The following is a 20948-nucleotide window of genomic DNA, read 5'->3' on the forward strand; positions in this document are numbered from 1 at the left end:
ATCGAAGACGTGTTCTCGATCTCGGGCCGTGGTACGGTTGTGACGGGTCGCGTTGAGCGCGGTATCGTCAAGGTTGGTGAAGAAGTCGAAATCGTCGGCATTCGTCCGACCTCGAAGACGACGGTTACCGGCGTTGAAATGTTCCGCAAGCTGCTCGACCAGGGCCAGGCCGGCGACAACATCGGTGCACTGGTTCGCGGTGTTAACCGTGACGGCGTCGAGCGTGGCCAGATCCTGTGCAAGCCGGGTTCTGTCAAGCCGCACAAGAAGTTCAAGGCCGAAGCCTACATCCTGACGAAGGAAGAAGGCGGCCGTCATACGCCGTTCTTCACGAACTACCGTCCGCAGTTCTACTTCCGCACGACGGACGTGACGGGCATCGTTACGCTTCCGGAAGGCACGGAAATGGTTATGCCTGGCGACAACGTCACCGTTGATGTCGAGCTGATCGTTCCGATCGCGATGGAAGAAAAGCTGCGCTTCGCTATCCGCGAAGGCGGCCGTACCGTCGGCGCAGGCATCGTGGCTTCGATCGTCGAGTAATCTCGACCGTTGAAATTCTGGCTGGCGGCGGTGTGAACAACACCGCCGCCGGACTTTTAGTAAAAAGCCTGGCGGCGTTGCATTTTTAGTGCTTGAAAAATTCGGTGAAAGCGCGTAAACGCGCACTCACAATCACCGCTGGATTCGCAAGCGATTGCGGAACGCGGTGTTTTTAGCAATACAGACTACCGAAATGATTGGGGTGCGACGCGCATCTCTCTCGATTTTTGAAAATCTGCGGCGCCACGATCAATAGAAGTTCATGTGTTTCCGCGTGCGGAAACGAATAACAAAGAACAAGGACAAGACGAATGAACGGCCAGAATATCCGTATCCGCCTCAAGGCGTTCGATCACCGGATCCTCGATGCCTCTACCCGTGAAATCGTGTCGACCGCAAAGCGCACCGGCGCCAGCGTTCGCGGCCCGGTTCCGCTCCCCACCCGCATCGAAAAGTTTACCGTCAACCGCTCTCCCCACGTTGATAAGAAGAGCCGTGAACAGTTCGAAATGCGGACGCACAAGCGTCTTCTCGATATCGTTGACCCCACCCCGCAGACTGTCGATGCTCTGATGAAGCTCGACCTCGCTGCTGGCGTTGACGTGGAAATCAAGCTCTAAGACCCGGCCCGATCCATCCAAGGTGAGGGCTGAAATAACAAGGAAGGTACGTGGAGCAATCCAACGACTTCCAAACCGGAGACCGGAAACATCGTGAGATGTCGAAGGGCACTCCTTAACAAAGGCCAGAGAGGGTTTTCCCTTCAAGGCTCGCAAGAGGATGAACCAATGCGTTCAGGTGTGATTGCACAGAAAGTGGGTATGACACGCGTCTATAACGACGCAGGTGAACATATCCCCGTAACAGTATTGCGACTGGATAACGTACAAGTCGTTGCCCAGCGCACGGAAGACAAGAATGGTTACACCGCAGTTCAGCTCGGTGCCGGCCAGTCCAAGGTCAAGAACACGACGAAGGCGCTTCGCGGTCATTTTGCCGCTGCCAATGTCGAACCGAAAGCCAAGCTCGTCGAGTTCCGGGTTTCCCCCGAGAACCTGATCGACATCGGTGCAACACTGACCGCAAATCATTTTCAGACCGGCCAGCTGGTCGACGTCACCGGAACCACGATCGGTAAGGGTTTCGCCGGTGCTATGAAGCGTCACAACTTCGGTGGTGGCCGCGCTTCGCACGGTAACTCGATCTCGCACCGTGCACACGGTTCGACCGGTTCCAACCAGGATCCGGGTCGCGTCTGGAAGGGCAAGCGCATGGCTGGTCATATGGGCCAGACCCGCGTTACGACCCAGAACCTCGAAGTCGTTTCGACTGATGAAGACCGTGGCCTCATCCTCGTGAAGGGTGCAGTTCCCGGCTCGAAGGGTTCCTGGATCATCGTCCGCGACGCCGTCAAGTCGGCTGCGAAGTAAGGGAGCCTTATCATGGAATTGAACGTCAAGACCCTCGAGGGAAAAGACGCCGGCAAGGTTTCTCTGTCGGATGAGATCTTCGGCCTCGACCCCCGCCAGGACATCCTGGCCCGCATGGTTCGCTGGCAGCTTGCAAAGAAGCAGCAGGGAACCCACAAGTCCAAGAACCGGTCGGAAGTTTCCCGCACCGGCGCGAAGATGTACAAGCAGAAGGGTACGGGCCGCGCTCGTCACCATTCGGCTCGCGCACCGCAGTTCCGCGGCGGCGGCAAGGCCCACGGCCCGGTCGTTCGCAGCCATGCACACGACCTTCCCAAGAAGGTTCGCGCGCTGGCCCTGCGTCACGCCCTGTCTGCAAAGCTGAAGGCTGAAGAACTGATCATCGTCGATCAGCTCGTCGCGTCCGAAGCAAAGACCAAGGCTCTGCTGGGCAGCTTCGCTTCGCTTGGCCTGACCAACGCTCTCGTTATCGGCGGCGCTGAACTTGATGGCAACTTCAAGCTCGCTGCTCAGAACATCCCGAACGTGGACGTTCTGCCGGTTCAGGGCATCAATGTTTACGACATCCTGCGCCGTGGCAAGCTGGTGCTTTCCAAGGCTGCTGTAGAGGCTCTGGAGGAGCGGTTCAAATGACGGATCTTCGCCACTACGATGTGATCGTATCTCCTTCGATCACGGAAAAGTCGACGCTGGTATCCGAACAGAACCAGGTCGTATTCAACGTCGCCAAGAATGCTTCCAAGCCTGAAATCAAGGCTGCCGTGGAAGCTCTCTTCGGCGTCAAAGTCACGGCTGTGAACACGCTTATCCGCAAGGGTAAGACCCGTCGTTTCCGTGGGTTCGCCGGTAAGCTGAAGGACGTCAAGAAAGCCGTCGTCACGCTCGCCGAAGGTCAATCCATCGACGTGTCCACCGGACTCTAAAGGTTAGGCCCAAGCGGGCAAAGACCCAAAAGGGAACAAGAAAATGGCATTGAAAAGTTTCAATCCGACCACGCCGAGCCAGCGCCAGCTGGTTATCGTGGACCGCGCTTCGCTCTACAAGGGCAAGCCGGTAAAGGCTCTCACCCAGGGCCTCAGCTCCAAGGGTGGCCGTAACAACCAGGGCCGGATCACCGTCCGTTTCCAGGGTGGCGGTCACAAGCGGACCTACCGTCTGGTTGACTTCAAGCGTCGCAAGTTCGACGTGGAAGGCACCGTTGAGCGTCTGGAATACGACCCCAACCGCACCGCGTTCATCGCGCTGGTTACGTATACCGACGGCGAACAGGCTTACATTCTCGCGCCACAGCGTCTCGCTGCCGGTGACAAGGTGATCGCCTCCGACAAGGCAGTGGACGTGAAGCCCGGCAACACCATGCCGCTTCAGTACATTCCGGTCGGTTCGATCATCCACAACGTCGAGATGAAGCCGGGCAAGGGCGGTCAGATCGCTCGCTCCGCCGGTACGTATGTCCAGCTCGTCGGCCGCGATGCCGGCATGGCCATCCTGCGTCTCAACTCGGGCGAACAGCGTCTGGTGCACGGCTCCTGCCTCGCATCGATCGGCGCTGTTTCGAACTCGGACCACGCCAACATCAACGACGGCAAGGCCGGTCGTTCCCGTTGGCGCGGCAAGCGTCCGCACGTTCGCGGCGTCGTCATGAACCCGGTCGACCACCCGCACGGTGGTGGTGAAGGTCGCACGTCGGGTGGTCGTCACCCGGTTACTCCGTGGGGCAAGCCCACGAAGGGCAAGCGCACCCGTTCGAACAAGTCGACCGACAAGTTCATCATGCGCTCGCGCCATCAGCGTAAGAAGTAAGAGAGGTAGTCACTAATGGCTCGTTCAGTATGGAAAGGTCCGTTTGTTGACGGCTATCTTCTCACCAAGGCTGAGAAGGTGCGCGAGAGCGGACGTAACGAAGTAATCAAGATCTGGAGCCGTCGCTCCACGATCCTGCCGCAGTTCGTTGGTCTGACCTTCGGCGTCTACAACGGCAGCAAGCATGTGCCCGTCTCGGTCAACGAAGACATGGTCGGACACAAGTTCGGTGAATTCTCTCCGACCCGTACCTATTACGGTCACGGCGCGGACAAGAAGGCAAAGAGGAAGTAATCATGGCGAAGGCTAAGACCGAACGCCGGCTGAAGGACAACGAGGCTCAGGCCGTTGCCCGTACGCTCCGCGTCAGCCCCCAGAAACTGAACCTGGTTGCCGCTCTTATCCGTGGCAAGAAGGTTGATCGCGCTCTCGCCGAGCTCGAATTCTCCCGCAAGCGCATTGCAGGCACCGTCAAGAAGACGCTTGAATCTGCAATTGCCAATGCGGAAAACAACCATGACCTCGACGTCGACGCTCTCGTCGTCGCCGAGGCCTATGTTGGCAAGTCCATCACCATGAAGCGTTTCCACGCTCGTGGCCGTGGTCGTGCTTCCCGCATCGAAAAGCCGTTCTCTCACCTCACGATCGTTGTTCGTGAAGTCGAGGAAAAAGGGGAGGCCGCATAATGGGTCAGAAAATCAATCCGATCGGCTTCCGCCTCGGCATCAACCGTACCTGGGACAGCCGCTGGTACGCTGACACCGCAGAATACGGCAAGCTTCTGCATGAAGACCTCAAGATCCGGGCTTACCTGATCAAGGAACTCAAGCAGGCCGGCATCGCCAAGGTCGTCATCGAGCGTCCGCACAAGAAGTGCCGCGTCACGATCCACTCGGCTCGTCCGGGTCTGATCATCGGCAAGAAGGGTGCAGACATCGAGAAGCTCCGCAAGAAGCTTTCCGAAATGACCAACTCCGAAACGCACCTCAACATCGTTGAAGTGCGCAAGCCGGAAATCGACGCGACGCTGGTTGCCCAGTCGATCGCTCAGCAGCTCGAGCGCCGCGTGGCTTTCCGCCGTGCGATGAAGCGTGCTGTTCAGTCCGCAATGCGTCTTGGCGCCGAAGGCATCAAGATCACCTGCGGCGGCCGTCTCGGCGGTGCAGAAATCGCTCGTACCGAATGGTACCGCGAAGGTCGCGTTCCGTTGCACACGCTGCGTGCGGACATCGACTACGGCACGGCTGAAGCTGAAACCGCATTCGGCATTTGCGGCATCAAGGTCTGGATCTTCAAGGGCGAAATCCTTGAGCACGATCCGATGGCTTCTGAGCGTCGCGGTCTCGAAGGCGACGCACAGGGCCCTGCAAGCCGTGAGCGTGGCGATCGTGGCGATCGTCGTCGCGAAAACGCTTGATTGACGCTGGCGAAAGATAAGCTCGGAGAAGTAAGAAAATGTTGCAGCCAAAGCGTACTAAGTACCGTAAGCAGTTCAAGGGACGCATCAAGGGCGTCGCCAAGGGCGGCTTTGACCTGGCATTCGGTGAATTCGGCTTGAAGTCGCAGGAACCGAACCGCGTGAATGCACGCGAGATCGAAGCGGCCCGCCGCGCGATCACGCGTTACATGAAGCGCGCAGGTCGTGTGTGGATCCGCGTATTCCCCGACGTTCCGGTAACGGCCAAGCCGACCGAAGTTCGTATGGGTAAGGGCAAGGGTTCGGTCGATTACTGGGCATGCAAGGTCAAGCCCGGTCGTATGATGTTCGAGATCGACGGTGTTACCGAGGAGATCGCCCGTGAGGCGCTTCGTCTCGGCGCTGCCAAGCTCTCGGTCAAGACGCGCTTCGTACAGCGCATCGCAGAGTAAGGAGCAAGGCACATGAAAGCCGATGAAGTTCGCGGCCTCAGCGCCGACCAGCTCAAGGACAAGCTCGCCGATCTGAAGAAGGAGCAGTTCAACCTGCGCTTCCAGAAGGCAACTGGCCAGCTGGAGAAGTCCTCGCGCATCAACGAAGTCCGCAAGGATATCGCCCGCGTTAAAACCATTGCCCGCCAGAAGGCGGCAGAAGCCAAGGCCTAAGGAAGAATAATATGCCGAAACGCATTCTGCAGGGCGTCGTAGTGTCCGACAAGAACGAGAAGACTGTCGTGGTCCGGGTTGAGCGCCGATTCGCTCACCCGCTGCTTCAGAAGACCGTTCGTCGTTCGAAGAAGTACAAGGCACACGACGAAAACAATCAGTATAAGGTCGGCGATGTCGTTTCCATCGAGGAATGCGCACCGATCTCCAAGGACAAGCGCTGGACGGTCGTTTCCGCCCAGGCTTAATTTCATCAGAATCGCGCCTTGTGTCTTGCACTTGGCGCGAATTCCTGTATGAAGCAGCGCAAGGACGCTCGTGACCCGAGCGTCTTTTGCTTTGATGCGCACGGAAGGTCCTTCGGGAAACCACCCTGTCACGACATTTCCGCGCAAAAAAAGAGATATTCATAAGCTGGGGCAGGGGGCTCGCTCGGGAGAGTTTGCCCAACCGTTCCGGTAACAACAAGAAGGCGACCTGACATGATTCAGATGCAAACAAACCTCGACGTGGCGGATAATTCCGGCGCACGTCGTGTCATGTGCATCAAGGTGCTGGGCGGCTCGAAGCGCAAATATGCTTCTGTTGGCGACATTATTGTCGTTTCCATCAAGGAAGCTATTCCGCGCGGCCGCGTCAAGAAGGGCGACGTGATGAAGGCGGTTGTCGTGCGCACCGCCAAGGACATCCGCCGCGCTGACGGCAGCGTCATCCGTTTCGATAACAACGCAGCCGTTCTTATCGACAACAAGAAAGAGCCCATCGGCACCCGTATCTTCGGACCGGTTCCGCGCGAGCTTCGCGCCAAGAACCACATGAAGATCATCTCGCTGGCTCCGGAAGTACTGTAAGGAGCGAATGCGATGCAGAAGATTCGTAAAGGCGACAAGGTTGTCGTATTGACCGGTAAGGACAAGGGCCGTACCGGCGAAGTAATCCAGGTTTTGCCGAAGGAAGACCGGGCCGTTGTGCGTGGCGTCAACATGGTGAAGCGTCACCAGCGCCAGACCCAGGCCCAGGAAGCCGGCATCATCAACAAGGAAGCATCCTTGCACATCTCCAACATCGCCATCGTCGACAAGGATGGCAAGCCGACCCGCGTTGGCTTCTCGGTTGTGGATGGCAAGAAGGTCCGTGTGGCCAAGCGTTCGGGAGAAGTGATCGATGGCTGATAAGTACGAGCCGCGTCTCAAGACGGAATACGTTTCCCGTATCCGTGGCGCCATGCAGGAGAAGTTCTCCTACGCAAACGTCATGATGATCCCGAAGCTTGAAAAGATCGTGATCAACATGGGCGTTGGCGAAGCAACTGCCGACTCCAAGAAGCCCACGATTGCTGCCGGTGACCTGGCTGCGATTGCCGGCCAGAAGCCGGTCGTTACCCGCGCTCGCAACTCGATCGCTGGTTTCAAGGTTCGCGAAGGCATGCCGATCGGTGCGAAGGTTACCCTTCGTGGCGCCCGCATGTACGAATTCCTTGATCGTCTGGTCAACATCGCGCTTCCGCGCGTTCGCGACTTCCGGGGCCTGAACCCGAAGAGCTTTGACGGCCGTGGCAACTTCGCCATGGGCATCAAGGAACACATTGTGTTCCCTGAGATCAACTACGATAAGGTTGATCAGATGTGGGGCATGGACATCATCGTTTGCACGACGGCGACGTCGGACGACGAAGCTCGGGCTCTGCTGACAGAGTTCAACTTCCCGTTCCGTCACTAACCGTAACGACGAGCGTAGAAAAGGAACTCCGATATGGCGAAAACAAGCGCAGTTGAAAAGAACAAGCGCCGCCGCAAGTCGGTCGCCCAGCAGGCCGCCAAGCGCGCCGCACTGAAGGCGATCGTGATGAACCAGTCCCTTCCGATCGAAGACCGGTTCAAGGCCACCCTGAAGCTCGCTTCGCTGCCGCGTGACGGCTCGAAGACGCGTATCCGCAACCGCTGCGAAGTAACGGGCCGTCCGCGCGCGTTCTATCGCAAGCTCAAGATGTCGCGTATCGCGCTTCGTGAGCTGGGCAATTCCGGCAAGGTGCCGGGCATTGTCAAGTCGAGCTGGTAAGGAGACGGGCACATGACCATGACTGATCCTTTGGGTGATATGCTCACCCGCATCCGCAATGGTGCTGCTCGCCGTAAGTCTTCGGTAAGCACGCCGGCTTCCAGCCTCCGCGCACGCGTTCTCGACGTGCTGCAGGCTGAAGGCTACATTCGCGGTTATTCCAAGGTCGATTTCGAAAACGGCAAGTCCGAATTCACCATCGAGCTGAAGTACTACGAAGGCGCGTCCGTGATCCGTGAGATCGGCCGCGTTTCCAAGCCGGGCCGCCGGGTTTATGTCTCGGTAAAGTCCATTCCGCAGGTCGCGAACGGCCTCGGCATCACCATCCTTTCGACCCCGAAGGGCGTGATGGCCGATCACCAGGCTCGCGAACAGAACGTTGGTGGCGAGGTTCTTTGCTCGGTCTTCTAAGACCCGAGCAGGATCTCCATAACGAACAGACAGGATTGAATAATGTCTCGTATCGGTAAAAAGCCCGTTCCGGTTCCCGCAGGTGTGACGGCCAATGTCGACGGCCAGAAGGTCACTGCGAAGGGCCCGAAGGGTGAACTGTTTTTCGTCGCTAACGACGACATTCAGCTGAAGCTCGAAGATAACGGCGTTTCCGTAACGCCGGCTAACGGCACCAAGGAAGCTCGTTCGAAGTGGGGCATGTCCCGCACGATGATCGAGAACATCTTCAAGGGTGTTAAGGACGGCTATGAGCGCAAGCTCGAAATCAACGGCGTCGGTTACCGTGCCGCCATGCAGGGCAAGAACCTGCAGCTGGCTCTCGGCTTTTCCCACGACGTGGTTTATGAGCCGCCGGTCGGCATCACCATTGCCGTTCCGAAGCCGACGGAAATCATCGTTTCCGGCATCAACAAGCAGCAGGTTGGCCAGGTAGCCGCGGAAATCCGCGAATACCGCGGTCCCGAGCCCTACAAGGGCAAGGGCGTGAAGTACGCTGAAGAGCGTATTGTCCGCAAAGAAGGCAAGAAGAAGTAAGGATCACGCGAAATGGCTAGCAGGAAAGAAGCACTTGCACGTCGCGCGAGCCGTGTGCGCCGCCAGATCAAGGCGGTTGCCAACGGCCGCCCGCGCCTGTCGGTTCATCGCTCGTCGAAGAACATCTACGCCCAGATCATCGATGACGTTGCTGGCAAGACGCTTGCGTCTGCCTCCACGCTCGAAGCCGATCTGCGCGGCTCGCTCAAGACTGGCGCCGACGTTGCAGCAGCAGCTGTTGTCGGCAAGCTGGTTGCCGAGCGTGGCGTCAAGGCTGGCGTCAAGGATGTCGTATTCGATCGTGGCGCGTTCATCTATCACGGCCGCGTCAAGGCCCTGGCAGACGCTGCCCGCGAAGGCGGTCTGAACTTCTGATCTTTTTCCGCCCGGGCAACGACCCGGGCGGAATTTCACCGGACCATGCGGATCTCTTCATCGAGGCCGCTGGTCTTTTCGTTTGCCGTTCCACCCGCAAAAGAAAAAGGACAAGGACAATGGCACAGGATAAAAGAGGTTCTCGCGAAGATCGCCAGAACCGCGAAGAGCGCGATAGCGAATTCGTCGACAAGCTGGTCGCGATCAACCGCGTTGCAAAGGTTGTTAAGGGCGGCCGTCGTTTCGGTTTCGCCGCTCTCGTCGTCGTTGGCGACCAGAAGGGCCGCGTTGGCTTCGGTCACGGCAAGGCTCGTGAAGTTCCGGAAGCGATCCGCAAGGCAACTGAAAGCGCAAAGCGCGATCTGATCTTCGTTCCGCTGCGCGATGGCCGCACGCTGCACCACGACGTCAATGGCCGTCACGGCGCAGGCAAGGTTCTGCTGCGTTCGGCCAAGGCCGGTACCGGTATCATCGCCGGTGGTCCGATGCGCGCCGTTTTCGAAACGCTCGGCGTTCATGACGTCGTTGCCAAGTCGACCGGTTCCTCGAACCCGTACAACATGGTTCGCGCCACGTTCGACGCTCTGAAGCATCAGGTTCATCCGAAGGACATCGCTGCACAGCGCGGTCTGAAGTTTGCGACCCTTCAGGCTCGTCGTGCCGCTTCCGGCAACGCTTCTGAAGAATAAGGAGCTGGATCATGGCCAAGAAGACTACTGAAGCCAAGAAGACTGTTACGGTCGAGCAGATCGGCAGCCCCATTCGCCGCCCGGCAATCCAGCGTCAGACGCTGGTCGGTCTGGGTCTCAACAAGATGCATCGTCAGCGCACCCTGGAAGACACTCCGGCGGTTCGCGGCATGATCCGTGCGGTCCAGCATCTCGTTCGCGTCGTTGACGAGAAGTGAGACGGAGTAACCTATCATGAAACTCAATGAAATCAGAGACAACGAAGGCGCCTCCAAGGACCGTATCCGCGTTGGTCGCGGTATCGGTTCCGGCAAGGGCAAGACCGGTGGTCGCGGTGTGAAGGGTCAGAAGGCTCGTTCGGGCGTCGCCATCAACGGCTTCGAAGGCGGTCAGATGCCCATCTACCGTCGTCTGCCGAAGCGCGGTTTCAACAACATCTTCGCTTCCGAATATGTTGTCGTATCGCTCGGCCGCATTCAGACCGCCATCGACGCCAAGAAGCTTGACGCTTCCGCAACGATCGATGCCGCTGCCCTCAAGGCTGCCGGCGTTATCCGCCGCGCCAAGGACGGCGTACGCATTCTCGCCGACGGCGAGCTGAAGGCAAAGGTCGCTTTCGAAGTTGCCGGTGCTTCCAAGCCCGCAATCGAAAAGATCGAAAAGGCTGGCGGCTCGATCAAGCTTCTCGCAGTTGCAGCAGAAGCCTCCGAGTAATATATAGACTTCAGACGCCCGGGGCTCGTCGCTCCGGGCGTTTGCGCTCCCTGGCCACTGGTGCTTTCGACCTAAATCGATTTATAGAGCATCAGGGCAATCTCTTCGCGGTGTGCTTCCAAGGCCCCGCTTGCGGCAGAAAGTGCTGCAGGGAGAGCCTCACAGTTCTTGAACTTCCGTAGGGGAGGGGATAGGACATAAAAAACAGGGTGAGGCATGATGGCGGCTCAGAGCCGCATTTGTCCGAAGCCCGGTTTTGACCAGTATCTTTTAGACCTTTCCGCATCGGCCGGTTGCGCTGGCTGGCAAGGGTCATTCGGAGAAATTTATGGCTTCAGCAGCGGAACAACTGGCTTCGAACCTGAATTTTTCGACCTTCGCTAAGGCGGAGGATCTGAAAAAGCGTCTCTGGTTTACTCTTGCCGCACTTCTCGTCTACCGTCTCGGCACCCATATTCCGCTTCCGGGCCTGAACCCCGAAGCCTATGCGCAGGCCTTCCAGGGCCAGGCCAACGGTATTCTCGGTCTTTTCAACATGTTTGCGGGTGGCGCCGTCGAGCGCATGGCGATCTTCGCGCTCGGCATCATGCCTTACATCTCCGCTTCGATCATCGTGCAGCTCATGACCTCGGTCGTGCCCTCGCTCGAAGCGTTGAAGAAGGAAGGCGAAGCCGGACGCAAGATCATCAATCAGTACACCCGTTACGGCACGGTGCTGCTCGGCACGCTGCAGGCCTATGGCATTGCGGTCGGCCTTGAAAGCGGCAACGGTCTCGTGGTCGATCCGGGCTGGTTCTTCCGCATCTCCACGGTCATCACGCTGCTCGGCGGCACGATGTTCCTGATGTGGCTCGGCGAGCAGATCACCTCGCGTGGTATCGGCAACGGTATTTCACTGATCATCTTCGCTGGTATTGCCGCGGGCCTGCCCAAGGCGCTGGCCGGCACGCTGGAACTCGGCCGCACCGGCGCGCTTTCGACGCCGCTCATCCTGACGGTTGTCGTGGTCGCCATCGGCGTCATCGCGCTCATCGTCTTCGTGGAGCGCGCCCAACGCCGCCTGTTGATCCAATATCCGAAGCGACAGGTCGGCAACCGGATGTTCCAGGGCGATACCTCGCATCTGCCGCTGAAGCTCAACACGGCCGGCGTCATTCCCGCGATCTTCGCATCGTCGCTGCTGCTCCTGCCGGCAACGGCTGCGGGTTTTGCCGGCAACACCAACCTGCCGGCCTGGGCGACATCAATCATAGCGTCGCTGCAGCACGGACAGCCGCTGTTCATGGCGCTCTACGGTCTGCTGATCGCGTTCTTCGCGTTTTTCTACACGGCTATCGTCTTCAATCCGAAGGACACGGCCGATAACCTCAAGAAGCATGGCGGCTTCATTCCGGGCATCCGTCCGGGCGAACGCACCGCGGAGTACATCGATTACGTCCTGACCCGTATCACGGTTGTCGGCGCGATTTATCTGGTCTTCGTGTGTATCCTTCCTGAGACACTTATCGCACGCACGGGCATTCCATTAGCCCTTGGTGGTACTTCGCTTTTGATCGTTGTCAGTGTAACTCTTGACACGGTTGCGCAGATTCAGGGTCACCTGATTGCGCAGCAATATGAAGGGCTGATCAAGAAGTCGAAGCTGCGTGGAGGAAAGAGGGGACGATGAGACTGATATTTTTGGGTCCGCCGGGTGCGGGCAAGGGAACCCAGGCCAAGCGGCTGACGGACAAGTACGGGATCCCGCAGCTTTCCACCGGTGACATGCTGCGCGCTGCGGTCAGCGCGGGCACCGAAATCGGCAAGCGCGCCAAGGCCGTCATGGACGCCGGCGGGCTGGTTTCCGACGATATCGTCAATCAGATCGTTTCCGAGCGTATCGAAGCACCGGACTGTGCCAAGGGCTTTATTCTGGACGGCTATCCGCGCACCGTTCCGCAGGCGAAGGCGCTTGCAGAGAACATGCGCAAGAAGAATCTGGTCCTTGATGCCGTCATTGAACTGAAGGTGGACGAGGAGGCGTTGATTCGCCGAATCGAAAACCGCGTGGCGGAAACCGTCGCCGCCGGCGGCACTGTCCGTTCTGACGATAATCCGGAAGCTTTCCGCAAACGCCTCACGGAATATCGCGAAAAGACCGCTCCGCTGTCCAGCTATTACAGCGAGCAGGGCGAGCTTGTAACGCTTGACGGCATGGCGGATGTCGATGCCGTGACCGAGGCGATCGAGCGCGTTCTCGAGAAAGCCTCCGCCTGATCGACGGAGCGGATGGGCGAGGGCTGTTGCGTTCTTGCCCGTATCCCGCTTTGGCATGGCGGCAGATCCTCTGGATCACAAAAGAATCTTGGCGGAGCCGGTTGCTTTTTTGCGCTGATTCCGTTAAACACCGCGCCAACTCGCGACATCCCAAGCGACTGGCGCGGATTTCCCTGAGGGATGGGAAATCCGGGTTCGGTCGTTTTGACTTGTCACGGACACCAATTTGAACTGGCGGTCTTGTCGGCCGCTCGAATGGAATCACCACTTGCCGGATGGCAACTGGAACCAAGGAGAAGAGACGTGGCACGTATCGCTGGCGTCAATATCCCGACTGCGAAGCGCGTTGTTATTGCGCTGACCTACATTCACGGGATCGGTCCGAAATTCGCGCAGGAAATCATGGACAAGGTCGGCCTGCCGGCTGACAAGCGCGTTCATCAGCTGACGGATGCTGAAGTTCTTCAGATCCGCGAAGCCATCGACCGCGACTACCAGGTCGAAGGCGACCTGCGTCGTGAGACGTCGATGAACATCAAGCGTCTGATGGACCTCGGCTGCTACCGCGGCCTGCGTCACCGTCGTGGCCTTCCGGTCCGCGGTCAGCGCACGCACACCAACGCTCGCACCCGCAAGGGTCCGGCGAAGGCTATCGCTGGTAAGAAGAAGTAATTTTCCGGTTCTCCGGGAAGGGGAGGCTGGTGCAGTCCGCGCCAGCCTTTCTGAGTTTGGCGTGAGGCTCCAGTGGGGCTGATCGCCGGTGTAGCCGCTGGTGTTACGGCGGTGAAGAGATCAATGAAAGGTATAAAATGGCCAAGGAAGCCGCACGCGTCCGTCGTCGCGAACGCAAAAACATCACGTCGGGCGTCGCGCACGTCAACTCGACCTTCAACAACACGATGATCACCATCACCGACGCACAGGGCAACGCCATTGCCTGGTCGTCTGCTGGTGCCAAGGGCTTCAAGGGTTCGCGCAAGTCGACCCCGTTCGCTGCCCAGATCGCAGCTGAAGATTGCGCGAAGAAGGCTCAGGAACACGGCATGAAGTCGCTTGAAGTTGAAGTTTGCGGTCCGGGTTCCGGCCGTGAATCGGCACTTCGCGCCCTGCAGGCCGCCGGTTTCATGATCACTTCCATTCGCGACGTGACGCCGATCCCGCACAACGGTTGCCGTCCGCGCAAGAAGCGCCGCGTCTGACGCGACCGTGGTTCGGAAATTCCGCCTTTCCTTCGGTCTGGCGGAATTTTCGCGTATCTGGCGTGTGCGCGTCGATTTCGATCGGCGGACTTGCGCTCAAGAACCCACTGATGAACCGCTGAATTAGGTTCCTCTCGGTGTTTTCATGCTCGGTCCGTCACGATTGGATGGTGGCGGCGAACGGAAGGTTTAAAGATGATTCAGAAGAACTGGCAGGAACTTATCAAGCCGAACAAGGTCGAGTTCACCTCGTCCAGCCGCACCAAGGCAACGCTGGTTGCCGAGCCGCTGGAGCGTGGTTTCGGTCTTACCCTCGGCAACGCGCTGCGTCGCGTTCTGTTGTCTTCTCTGCGTGGCGCCGCTGTAACGGCCGTGCAGATCGACGGTGTCCTGCACGAATTCTCCTCCATCCCCGGCGTTCGGGAAGATGTGACGGATATCGTGCTCAACATCAAGGAAATCGCCATCAAGATGGACGGCGATGATTCCAAGCGCATGGTCGTGCGCAAGCAGGGCCCGGGTGCCGTAACCGCTGGTGACATCCAGACGGTTGGCGACATCGAGATTCTGAACCCCGACCACGTGATCTGCACGCTCGACGATGGCGCTGAAATCCGCATGGAATTCACCGTCAACAACGGCAAGGGTTACGTACCGGCTGAGCGCAACCGCGCGGAAGATGCTCCGATCGGCCTCATTCCGGTGGACAGCCTCTATTCTCCGGTCAAGAAAGTGTCCTACAAGGTGGAAAACACCCGTGAAGGTCAGGTTCTCGACTATGACAAGCTGATCATGACGATCGAGACCAACGGTTCGGTTTCCGGCGAAGATGCCGTTGCCTTCGCCGCTCGCATTCTTCAGGACCAGCTGGGCGTCTTCGTCAACTTCGACGAGCCGCAGAAGGAAGCAGAAGAAGAATCGGTTACCGAACTCGCGTTCAACCCGGCGCTTCTCAAGAAGGTCGATGAGCTCGAGCTGTCCGTTCGTTCGGCAAACTGCCTGAAGAACGACAACATCGTTTATATCGGCGACCTGATCCAGAAGACCGAGGCCGAAATGCTTCGCACGCCGAACTTCGGTCGCAAGTCGCTGAACGAAATCAAGGAAGTTCTCGCTTCCATGGGTCTGCACCTCGGCATGGAAGTGCCGGCATGGCCGCCTGAGAACATCGAAGATCTCGCAAAGCGTTACGAAGACCAGTACTAACAATCAAAAAGGCAGACCCTTTAAAGACTGCCTTTCCCCGTCAAACAGCAGATAAGTCATCTGCATGTGCCAGGAAACGGCAGGCCTTAGAGAAGGAACCTGCGAAGAAGGAGAATAGCAATGCGCCACGGTAATTCAGGCCGCAAGCTCAATAGAACCGCCAGCCACCGCAAGGCAATGTTTGCCAACATGGCTGCTTCGCTCATCACCCATGAGCAGATCGTAACCACGCTTCCGAAGGCGAAGGAAATTCGCCCGATCGTTGAGAAGCTCGTCACCCTCGGCAAGCGCGGCGACCTGCACGCTCGTCGTCAGGCGATTTCGCAGATCAAGGATCAGGACGCCGTTCGCAAGCTGTTCGACGCGATCGCAGCCCGCTACGCAAACCGCAATGGCGGCTACCTGCGTATCATGAAGGCCGGCTTCCGCCAGGGCGACAACGCGGCTCTCGCCGTTGTTGAATTCGTCGAGCGTGACGTTGACGCCAAGGGCGCAGCCGACAAGGCTCGCGTTGCCGCTGAAGCCGCTGCTGCTGAAGCCGCATAAGGTTTGACGCCGTTCAGGCGTCGTGAATTAAAAAAAAGCCGGGCGAGAAATCGCCCGGCTTTTTTGTTTGCTCATGGTCGCGCTGGCATGTTGCGAGCTATTGGCTCAATTTTTCTCTATAAATTGCGCCGCTTCTGGCTGCTCTTCGCCAAGGACGGGCTTTATTGAGCGGCCTGTCACAGTCGGCCGAAGTGCGGTCGAGCGTTGCTAAAGCCAGCTCGTTTCTTGCTTCAGCGGCGCAGTGAGCGATGACCTTACCATTGGGATCGATGATCCCTGCCGGGCCTTCGTGAGCGGTTTGAGCGGGTGTCGCACCGCTAATCCAGACACAATTGAAGCCGGCGTGGGCGCGAAGGGCGATCTGGAAAAAGCTTCTTATGCCGTAGGATGAAAACAGGACCGCATCGACATTTGCTCTTTCGTATTCCATGAATAATTCAGGGAACTGGACTTCGATGCAGGTGAGGCAGCCGAACCGATATCCATCGACGTCAAAAGTAACTGGCCGAGTTCCCGGGGTGAACCAGCCATTCAGTTCCGAGTGCGAAAGATATCGTTTGTCATATCGTTCAATCAACGCTCCGGTTTCACTGAAAATGTACTGGCTGTTATGTGGCGCATGGGGACTGGGCAGCGGGTGCGCGCAGCCGATGGCCGCGAAGATGCGACGTCGCCGGCAGGTCTCGGCAATGGTTGCGCGTTCTGCTTCGAGGGCACGCCAATCAAAAGATTTCCAGACGTCCGGGGATGCAAGCTGGGCTTTCGCGTAGCCTGAGAGCGCGCCTTCGCAAAAATTTACGAGGCGCGCGCCCTGATCTGCCGCCATCTCGATAAGGCGTCTTATCGTCTCGGCATTTTCCGCGATATCGGCCGTAACGATGCTTTGCGCAGCTGCGATCTTTATCACGATATCCTCCGAGCCTTGAGTCTATTCCGGAGTTTAGCAATTTAGTTGGAGACGTGCCGGCGGATGTTCGTGGCAGAGGACTGTGTTTTTCGCGCCCGCTTCCTCGCCATGATCGCCGGCCGTAGCAGGCGATAGCCGAGCAATACCACCATCGTGCTGATATAGAACACCGGCTCCAGTGTGATCGACTTTCGCGCCAGCACGAAATGCAGCACGCCGACGATGAGGACGAGGTAGGCGAGCTTGTGCAGCGTGTTCCAGCGGCTGCCGAGCCTGCGGATAGACCAGCGGTTGGAGGTGAGCGCCAGGGGAATGAGCATGAGCAGCCCGGCCATGCCGAGCATGATATAGGGGCGTTTCAGGATATCGCCGGCGATGGAGCCCAGCATCAGGCCTCGGTCCAGCACCAGATAGACGGTGAAATGCGCCAGCACGTAATAAAAGGCGATCAGCCCCAGCGCCCGGCGATAGGCGATGAAGTTGATGTTGAAGAGATCGCGCAGCGGTGTAACCAGCAGTCCGAGGCACAGGAAGCGCAGCGCCCAGATGCCGAGCAGGTGTTCGAAATCCTTGACCGGGTTGAAGCCGAGGCCACCGGTTGCGGCGAGATAGAAATACCAGATGCCCGGACAGAGGCCGATCACATAAAGCGACCAGACGGCCGCCGGCTGGTAACGCTTCGGCAGCGATGGAAGTGGAAGGGCAAAGGCCATGGTCAATAATTCGCCTTCAGATCCATGCCGGCATAAAGGCTCGCAACCTCATCATAGCCGTTGAACATCAGGGTAGGGCGGTTCTGCACGCCGAAGAAGCCACCTTCGCCGATACGCTGCTCCGTCGCCTGACTCCACCGTGGATGATCCACATGCGGATTAACGTTGGAATAGAAGCCATATTCGCGGGCATTGGAGTTTTTCCAGGTCGTTTCCGGCTGTTTTTCGACAAGCGAAATCCGCACGATGGATTTGATGCCCTTGAAGCCGTATTTCCACGGCACGACCAGCCGGATCGGCGCGCCATTCTGGTTCGGCAGGGTCTCGCCGTAAAGCCCGACGGCAAGGATGGTCAGCGGGTGGCGGGCCTCATCGAGGCGCAGGCCCTCGACATAAGGCCAGGAGAGAGGCTGGAACAGGCCGCTCTGGCCCGGCATTTCTTCCGGCCGCACCACGGTTTCGAAGGCCACATATTTCGCGCTGCCGAGCGGCTCCACCTTGTCGAGGAGGGCGGCGAGGGGGAAGCCGATCCATGGAATGACCATAGACCAGCCCTCGACACAGCGCATGCGATAGGTGCGCTCCTCGAGAGGATATTTCATCAGGTCTTCGATGCCGAATTCCTGCGGTTTGGAAACGAGGCCGTCCACCTTCACCGTCCATGGGGCAGGCTTGAACTTGCCGGAATTTTCCTTGGGGTCGGATTTTCCGACGCCGAATTCGTAGAAATTATTGTAGCTGGTGACGGCGTCGAGCGGGGTGAGCTTCTCATCCAGCTTGTAGGCGCTGGCTTTTGCGGAAAGCGGGGCGGCAATCGCTTCGCGGCCGGCAAGCCCGATCGCTGCCAGCCCCGCCGCCGTGCCGAGAAAGCCGCGTCGGGACAGGTAGATATTCTTCGGTGTAATTTCACTTGCCGCGATCACGGGCGGACGATAGGCGGGCATTTCAACCTCCACAAAAGCCGGGTGCATCGGCGATAAATCGATTATGATAGCCAATACGACCGCTGCACAGATATGTTTCAGTGCTCTGCGGAAAAACAGCGGCCAGACGGTGAAAATCGCGCATTTGTGATGAGGGCCCGGCCGAATGACCTGCCGGAGAATGGGCGTACCGTACCGAACCGTACTGTTTTGCCCGAAGGTGACAGTGACAGGGCTTGCGGTTTGCGCTAGAAAAACCGCAAAATAGGGCGGAAGCCGTTTTGACCGCGCTGCGGAAGACGGCCCTTCTGCCCAAGAGATCGAGGAAAACACCATGCCAGCCTATCGCTCCAGAACGACAACCCACGGCCGCAACATGGCGGGCGCGCGCGGCCTTTGGCGCGCCACCGGCATGAAGGACAGCGATTTCGGCAAGCCGATCATCGCGGTGGTCAATTCCTTCACGCAGTTCGTGCCGGGCCATGTGCATCTGAAGGATCTCGGCCAGCTGGTTGCCCGCGAAATCGAGGCGGCGGGCGGTGTTGCCAAGGAATTCAACACCATCGCGGTCGATGACGGTATCGCCATGGGCCATGACGGCATGCTCTATTCGCTGCCGTCGCGTGAGATCATCGCGGATTCGGTGGAATATATGGTCAATGCCCATTGCGCCGATGCGATGGTGTGCATTTCCAACTGCGACAAGATCACCCCCGGCATGCTGAATGCGGCGATGCGCCTCAATATTCCTGCGATCTTTGTTTCCGGTGGTCCGATGGAAGCGGGCAAGGTCGTCCTGCACGGCAAGACGGTGGCGCTTGATCTGGTCGACGCCATGGTTGCGGCTGCCGATGACAAGATTTCCGACGAGGACGTGAAGGTCATCGAACGCTCTGCCTGCCCGACCTGCGGTTCCTGTTCCGGCATGTTCACCGCCAATTCGATGAACTGTCTGACCGAGGCGCTTGGCCTGTCCTTGCCCGGCAATGGTTCGACGCTTGCCACCCATTCGGATCGCAAGCGGCTCTTCGTCGAGGCCGGCCATCTGATCGTCGATCTGGCGCGCCGTTATTACGAGCAGGAGGACGAAACCGTTCTGCCGCGCACCATCGCCAACAAGGCGGCCTTTGAAAACGCCATGTCGCTGGATATCGCCATGGGCGGCTCCACCAACACGGTGCTGCATATTCTGGCGGCAGCGCATGAGGGCGGTGTGGACTTCGGTATGGAAGACATCGACCGTCTTTCCCGTAAAGTTCCGTGCCTTTCCAAGGTCGCGCCCGCCAAGCAGGACGTGCATATGGAAGACGTTCACCGCGCCGGCGGCATCATGCGTATCCTCGGCGAGCTGGAACGCGGCGGTCTTATCAACCGCGATACCTATACCGTGCACGAGACGACGCTGGGCGATGCCATCGACCGCTGGGATATCACCCGTACCAACAGCGAGACGGTGCGTGAATTCTTCAAGGCTGCCCCCGGCGGCGTGCCGACGCAGGTGGCTTTCAGCCAGTCCTCGCGTTGGGACGATCTGGATACGGACGGCGAAAACGGCGTTATCCGCTCGGTTGAAAAGCCTTTCTCCAAGGATGGCGGTCTGGCCGTGCTTTATGGCAACATCGCGCTTGATGGCTGCATCGTGAAGACGGCGGGCGTCGATGAATCCATCCTGAAATTCACCGGCCCGGCAGTGGTTTACGAAAGCCAGGATGCGGCCGTGAAGGGCATTCTCGGCAACGAGGTCAAGGCGGGTGACGTCGTCGTCATCCGTTACGAAGGGCCGAAGGGCGGGCCGGGCATGCAGGAAATGCTCTATCCGACCAGCTATCTGAAATCCAAGGGTCTCGGCAAAGCCTGCGCGCTGATCACCGACGGCCGTTTTTCGGGTGGCACCTCGGGCCTCTCCATCGGCCACGCCTCGCCTGAGGCGGCACAGGGCGGCGCCATCGGCCTTGTGCGCCAGGGCGACCTGATCGAGATCGACATTCCGAACCGCACCATCAACCTGAAGGTCACCGATGCGGAACTGGCTTCGCGCCGGGCCGAGCAGGAAGAGCAGGGCTGGAAGCCGGAGGCACCGCGCAAGCGCAATGTCACGACGGCGTTGAAGGCCTATGCGGCCTTTGCTTCCAGTGCGGACAAGGGTGCGGTGCGGATTTTGCCGGAGTAAGGTTCGGTCCCGGTTGAGGAAGGACTCAACCGTCCCGTTGTGCGGGGCGGCTGGTGCTTGCTGACAAGGGTCAAAAAGCTCTCATCCATCATGCCCGGGCGCCTGCAAGTGATTGATTTTAAGTGATGTGGATAGATCCTCGGGACAGGCCCGAGGATCCCGCAGACTGCGACGCGAGATTTACCATCCTTCGATCAGCCGCTCTCCGAGCGGCTTTTTTTCGTCCTGAAGCTGGTGATGCGTTTCCGTTCACAAACTGATTCAATTGCCTCAGAAGATGATTCGTCATTCTTGTTCAAGTTGCTGTTTTCAAAGCGTAAATTCAAAAATACTGGTCCGCTGCATTC

At 58.5% G+C, this 20948-nt stretch carries 32 protein-coding genes; 29 read left to right on the plus strand and 3 right to left on the minus strand.

What is annotated here, in order from left to right:
* The 28 genes from JZX88_RS25355 to rplQ form a co-directional block, all read left to right on the plus strand.
* A partial coding sequence (locus JZX88_RS25355; protein ID WP_246753561.1) for an EF-Tu/IF-2/RF-3 family GTPase occupies positions 1–543 on the plus strand: 543 nt, incomplete at its 5' end.
* Positions 544–854: 311 nt separating this feature from the next.
* A complete protein-coding gene (rpsJ, locus tag JZX88_RS25360) occupies positions 855–1163 on the plus strand; it encodes a 30S ribosomal protein S10 (RefSeq protein ID WP_003507767.1) in 309 nt (102 codons plus the stop codon).
* Positions 1164–1331: 168 nt separating this feature from the next.
* On the plus strand, positions 1332–1973 hold the full coding sequence (gene rplC, locus JZX88_RS25365; RefSeq protein WP_004442604.1) for a 50S ribosomal protein L3: 642 nt from the start codon (positions 1332–1334) through the stop codon (positions 1971–1973).
* A 12-nt stretch (positions 1974–1985) separates the two neighbouring features.
* Positions 1986–2606, plus strand: a complete 621-nt coding sequence (rplD, locus tag JZX88_RS25370; protein WP_003495173.1) for a 50S ribosomal protein L4 — start codon at positions 1986–1988, stop codon at positions 2604–2606.
* Entirely contained in the window at positions 2603–2896 is a 294-nt protein-coding gene (locus tag JZX88_RS25375) for a 50S ribosomal protein L23 (protein WP_003521003.1), read from the plus strand. Before rplD ends, JZX88_RS25375 begins: the two co-directional genes overlap by 4 nt.
* Before the next feature lie 43 nt (positions 2897–2939).
* The gene (gene rplB, locus JZX88_RS25380; RefSeq protein WP_003521004.1) at positions 2940–3776 is read left to right on the plus strand and encodes a 50S ribosomal protein L2; all 837 of its coding nucleotides are present in this window, start codon (positions 2940–2942) and stop codon (positions 3774–3776) included.
* A 15-nt stretch (positions 3777–3791) separates the two neighbouring features.
* Complete coding sequence (gene rpsS / locus JZX88_RS25385; RefSeq protein WP_003507772.1) at positions 3792–4070, plus strand: 30S ribosomal protein S19; 279 nt, start codon at positions 3792–3794, stop codon at positions 4068–4070.
* Positions 4071–4072: 2 nt separating this feature from the next.
* Positions 4073–4462 carry a 50S ribosomal protein L22 gene (gene rplV, locus JZX88_RS25390; RefSeq protein WP_065113658.1) on the plus strand — a complete coding sequence of 130 codons (390 nt, stop codon included), beginning with the start codon at positions 4073–4075 and terminating at the stop codon, positions 4460–4462.
* A complete protein-coding gene (rpsC, locus tag JZX88_RS25395; protein WP_004442600.1) occupies positions 4462–5193 on the plus strand; it encodes a 30S ribosomal protein S3 in 732 nt (243 codons plus the stop codon). The genes rplV and rpsC overlap by 1 nt, the downstream gene beginning before the upstream one ends.
* Positions 5194–5231: 38 nt before the next feature.
* The gene (rplP, locus tag JZX88_RS25400; protein WP_003507774.1) at positions 5232–5645 is read left to right on the plus strand and encodes a 50S ribosomal protein L16; all 414 of its coding nucleotides are present in this window, start codon (positions 5232–5234) and stop codon (positions 5643–5645) included.
* Positions 5646–5657: 12 nt separating this feature from the next.
* Positions 5658–5858 (plus strand): 50S ribosomal protein L29, encoded by a 201-nt coding sequence (gene rpmC, locus JZX88_RS25405; protein WP_003495193.1) that lies wholly within the window; start codon positions 5658–5660, stop codon positions 5856–5858.
* 11 nt (positions 5859–5869) lie between these two features.
* Positions 5870–6106, plus strand: a complete 237-nt coding sequence (gene rpsQ / locus JZX88_RS25410; protein WP_003495195.1) for a 30S ribosomal protein S17 — start codon at positions 5870–5872, stop codon at positions 6104–6106.
* Between the two features lie 234 nt (positions 6107–6340).
* Positions 6341–6709, plus strand: coding sequence for a 50S ribosomal protein L14 (gene rplN, locus JZX88_RS25415; protein WP_003495199.1), 369 nt, complete (start codon positions 6341–6343; stop codon positions 6707–6709).
* Between the two features lie 12 nt (positions 6710–6721).
* Complete coding sequence (gene rplX / locus JZX88_RS25420; RefSeq protein WP_003521006.1) at positions 6722–7030, plus strand: 50S ribosomal protein L24; 309 nt, start codon at positions 6722–6724, stop codon at positions 7028–7030.
* Entirely contained in the window at positions 7023–7577 is a 555-nt protein-coding gene (gene rplE, locus JZX88_RS25425; RefSeq protein ID WP_003495201.1) for a 50S ribosomal protein L5, read from the plus strand. The genes rplX and rplE overlap by 8 nt, the downstream gene beginning before the upstream one ends.
* A gap of 33 nt (positions 7578–7610) precedes the next feature.
* Positions 7611–7916, plus strand: coding sequence for a 30S ribosomal protein S14 (gene rpsN, locus JZX88_RS25430; RefSeq protein WP_003507785.1), 306 nt, complete (start codon positions 7611–7613; stop codon positions 7914–7916).
* A gap of 12 nt (positions 7917–7928) precedes the next feature.
* Entirely contained in the window at positions 7929–8327 is a 399-nt protein-coding gene (gene rpsH / locus JZX88_RS25435; protein ID WP_003521007.1) for a 30S ribosomal protein S8, read from the plus strand.
* Between the two features lie 42 nt (positions 8328–8369).
* On the plus strand, positions 8370–8903 hold the full coding sequence (gene rplF / locus JZX88_RS25440) for a 50S ribosomal protein L6 (RefSeq protein WP_003495204.1): 534 nt from the start codon (positions 8370–8372) through the stop codon (positions 8901–8903).
* A gap of 12 nt (positions 8904–8915) precedes the next feature.
* Positions 8916–9278, plus strand: a complete 363-nt coding sequence (gene rplR, locus JZX88_RS25445) for a 50S ribosomal protein L18 (protein WP_065113657.1) — start codon at positions 8916–8918, stop codon at positions 9276–9278.
* A gap of 119 nt (positions 9279–9397) precedes the next feature.
* Entirely contained in the window at positions 9398–9967 is a 570-nt protein-coding gene (rpsE, locus tag JZX88_RS25450) for a 30S ribosomal protein S5 (RefSeq protein ID WP_046798171.1), read from the plus strand.
* An 11-nt stretch (positions 9968–9978) separates the two neighbouring features.
* Complete coding sequence (gene rpmD, locus JZX88_RS25455; protein WP_003495212.1) at positions 9979–10185, plus strand: 50S ribosomal protein L30; 207 nt, start codon at positions 9979–9981, stop codon at positions 10183–10185.
* Between the two features lie 16 nt (positions 10186–10201).
* Complete coding sequence (rplO, locus tag JZX88_RS25460) at positions 10202–10681, plus strand: 50S ribosomal protein L15 (RefSeq protein ID WP_035224073.1); 480 nt, start codon at positions 10202–10204, stop codon at positions 10679–10681.
* Positions 10682–11009: 328 nt separating this feature from the next.
* Positions 11010–12350, plus strand: coding sequence for a preprotein translocase subunit SecY (gene secY, locus JZX88_RS25465; RefSeq protein ID WP_065113655.1), 1341 nt, complete (start codon positions 11010–11012; stop codon positions 12348–12350).
* Positions 12347–12937: an adenylate kinase gene (locus tag JZX88_RS25470; protein WP_065113654.1), complete on the plus strand. Its 591-nt coding sequence runs from the start codon at positions 12347–12349 to the stop codon at positions 12935–12937. The genes secY and JZX88_RS25470 overlap by 4 nt, the downstream gene beginning before the upstream one ends.
* 303 nt (positions 12938–13240) lie before the next feature.
* On the plus strand, positions 13241–13609 hold the full coding sequence (rpsM, locus tag JZX88_RS25475; protein ID WP_003516122.1) for a 30S ribosomal protein S13: 369 nt from the start codon (positions 13241–13243) through the stop codon (positions 13607–13609).
* 137 nt (positions 13610–13746) lie between these two features.
* Positions 13747–14136 carry a 30S ribosomal protein S11 gene (gene rpsK, locus JZX88_RS25480; protein WP_003495225.1) on the plus strand — a complete coding sequence of 130 codons (390 nt, stop codon included), beginning with the start codon at positions 13747–13749 and terminating at the stop codon, positions 14134–14136.
* A 195-nt stretch (positions 14137–14331) separates the two neighbouring features.
* Complete coding sequence (locus JZX88_RS25485; protein ID WP_003495228.1) at positions 14332–15342, plus strand: DNA-directed RNA polymerase subunit alpha; 1011 nt, start codon at positions 14332–14334, stop codon at positions 15340–15342.
* A gap of 120 nt (positions 15343–15462) precedes the next feature.
* Positions 15463–15888: a 50S ribosomal protein L17 gene (gene rplQ / locus JZX88_RS25490; protein WP_004442575.1), complete on the plus strand. Its 426-nt coding sequence runs from the start codon at positions 15463–15465 to the stop codon at positions 15886–15888.
* Between the two features lie 97 nt (positions 15889–15985).
* Here the strand turns inward: rplQ and JZX88_RS25495 are convergent, their stop codons facing one another.
* From JZX88_RS25495 to msrP, 3 genes are read right to left on the minus strand one after another with little or no spacing between them, the layout of a single operon-like run.
* Positions 15986–16795, minus strand: a complete 810-nt coding sequence (locus JZX88_RS25495; protein ID WP_371741271.1) for a carbon-nitrogen hydrolase family protein — start codon at positions 16793–16795, stop codon at positions 15986–15988.
* A gap of 41 nt (positions 16796–16836) precedes the next feature.
* Positions 16837–17508, minus strand: a complete 672-nt coding sequence (msrQ, locus tag JZX88_RS25500) for a protein-methionine-sulfoxide reductase heme-binding subunit MsrQ (protein WP_206915142.1) — start codon at positions 17506–17508, stop codon at positions 16837–16839.
* A 2-nt stretch (positions 17509–17510) separates the two neighbouring features.
* Entirely contained in the window at positions 17511–18452 is a 942-nt protein-coding gene (gene msrP, locus JZX88_RS25505; RefSeq protein ID WP_206915143.1) for a protein-methionine-sulfoxide reductase catalytic subunit MsrP, read from the minus strand.
* Positions 18453–18765: 313 nt separating this feature from the next.
* Between msrP and ilvD the strand changes: the two genes are divergently transcribed.
* On the plus strand, positions 18766–20601 hold the full coding sequence (gene ilvD / locus JZX88_RS25510; protein ID WP_206915144.1) for a dihydroxy-acid dehydratase: 1836 nt from the start codon (positions 18766–18768) through the stop codon (positions 20599–20601).
* The last annotated feature ends 347 nt before the right edge of the window (positions 20602–20948 follow it).

Source organism: Agrobacterium sp. OT33, from assembly GCF_017313365.1.
GTDB lineage: Bacteria > Pseudomonadota > Alphaproteobacteria > Rhizobiales > Rhizobiaceae > Agrobacterium > Agrobacterium rhizogenes_A.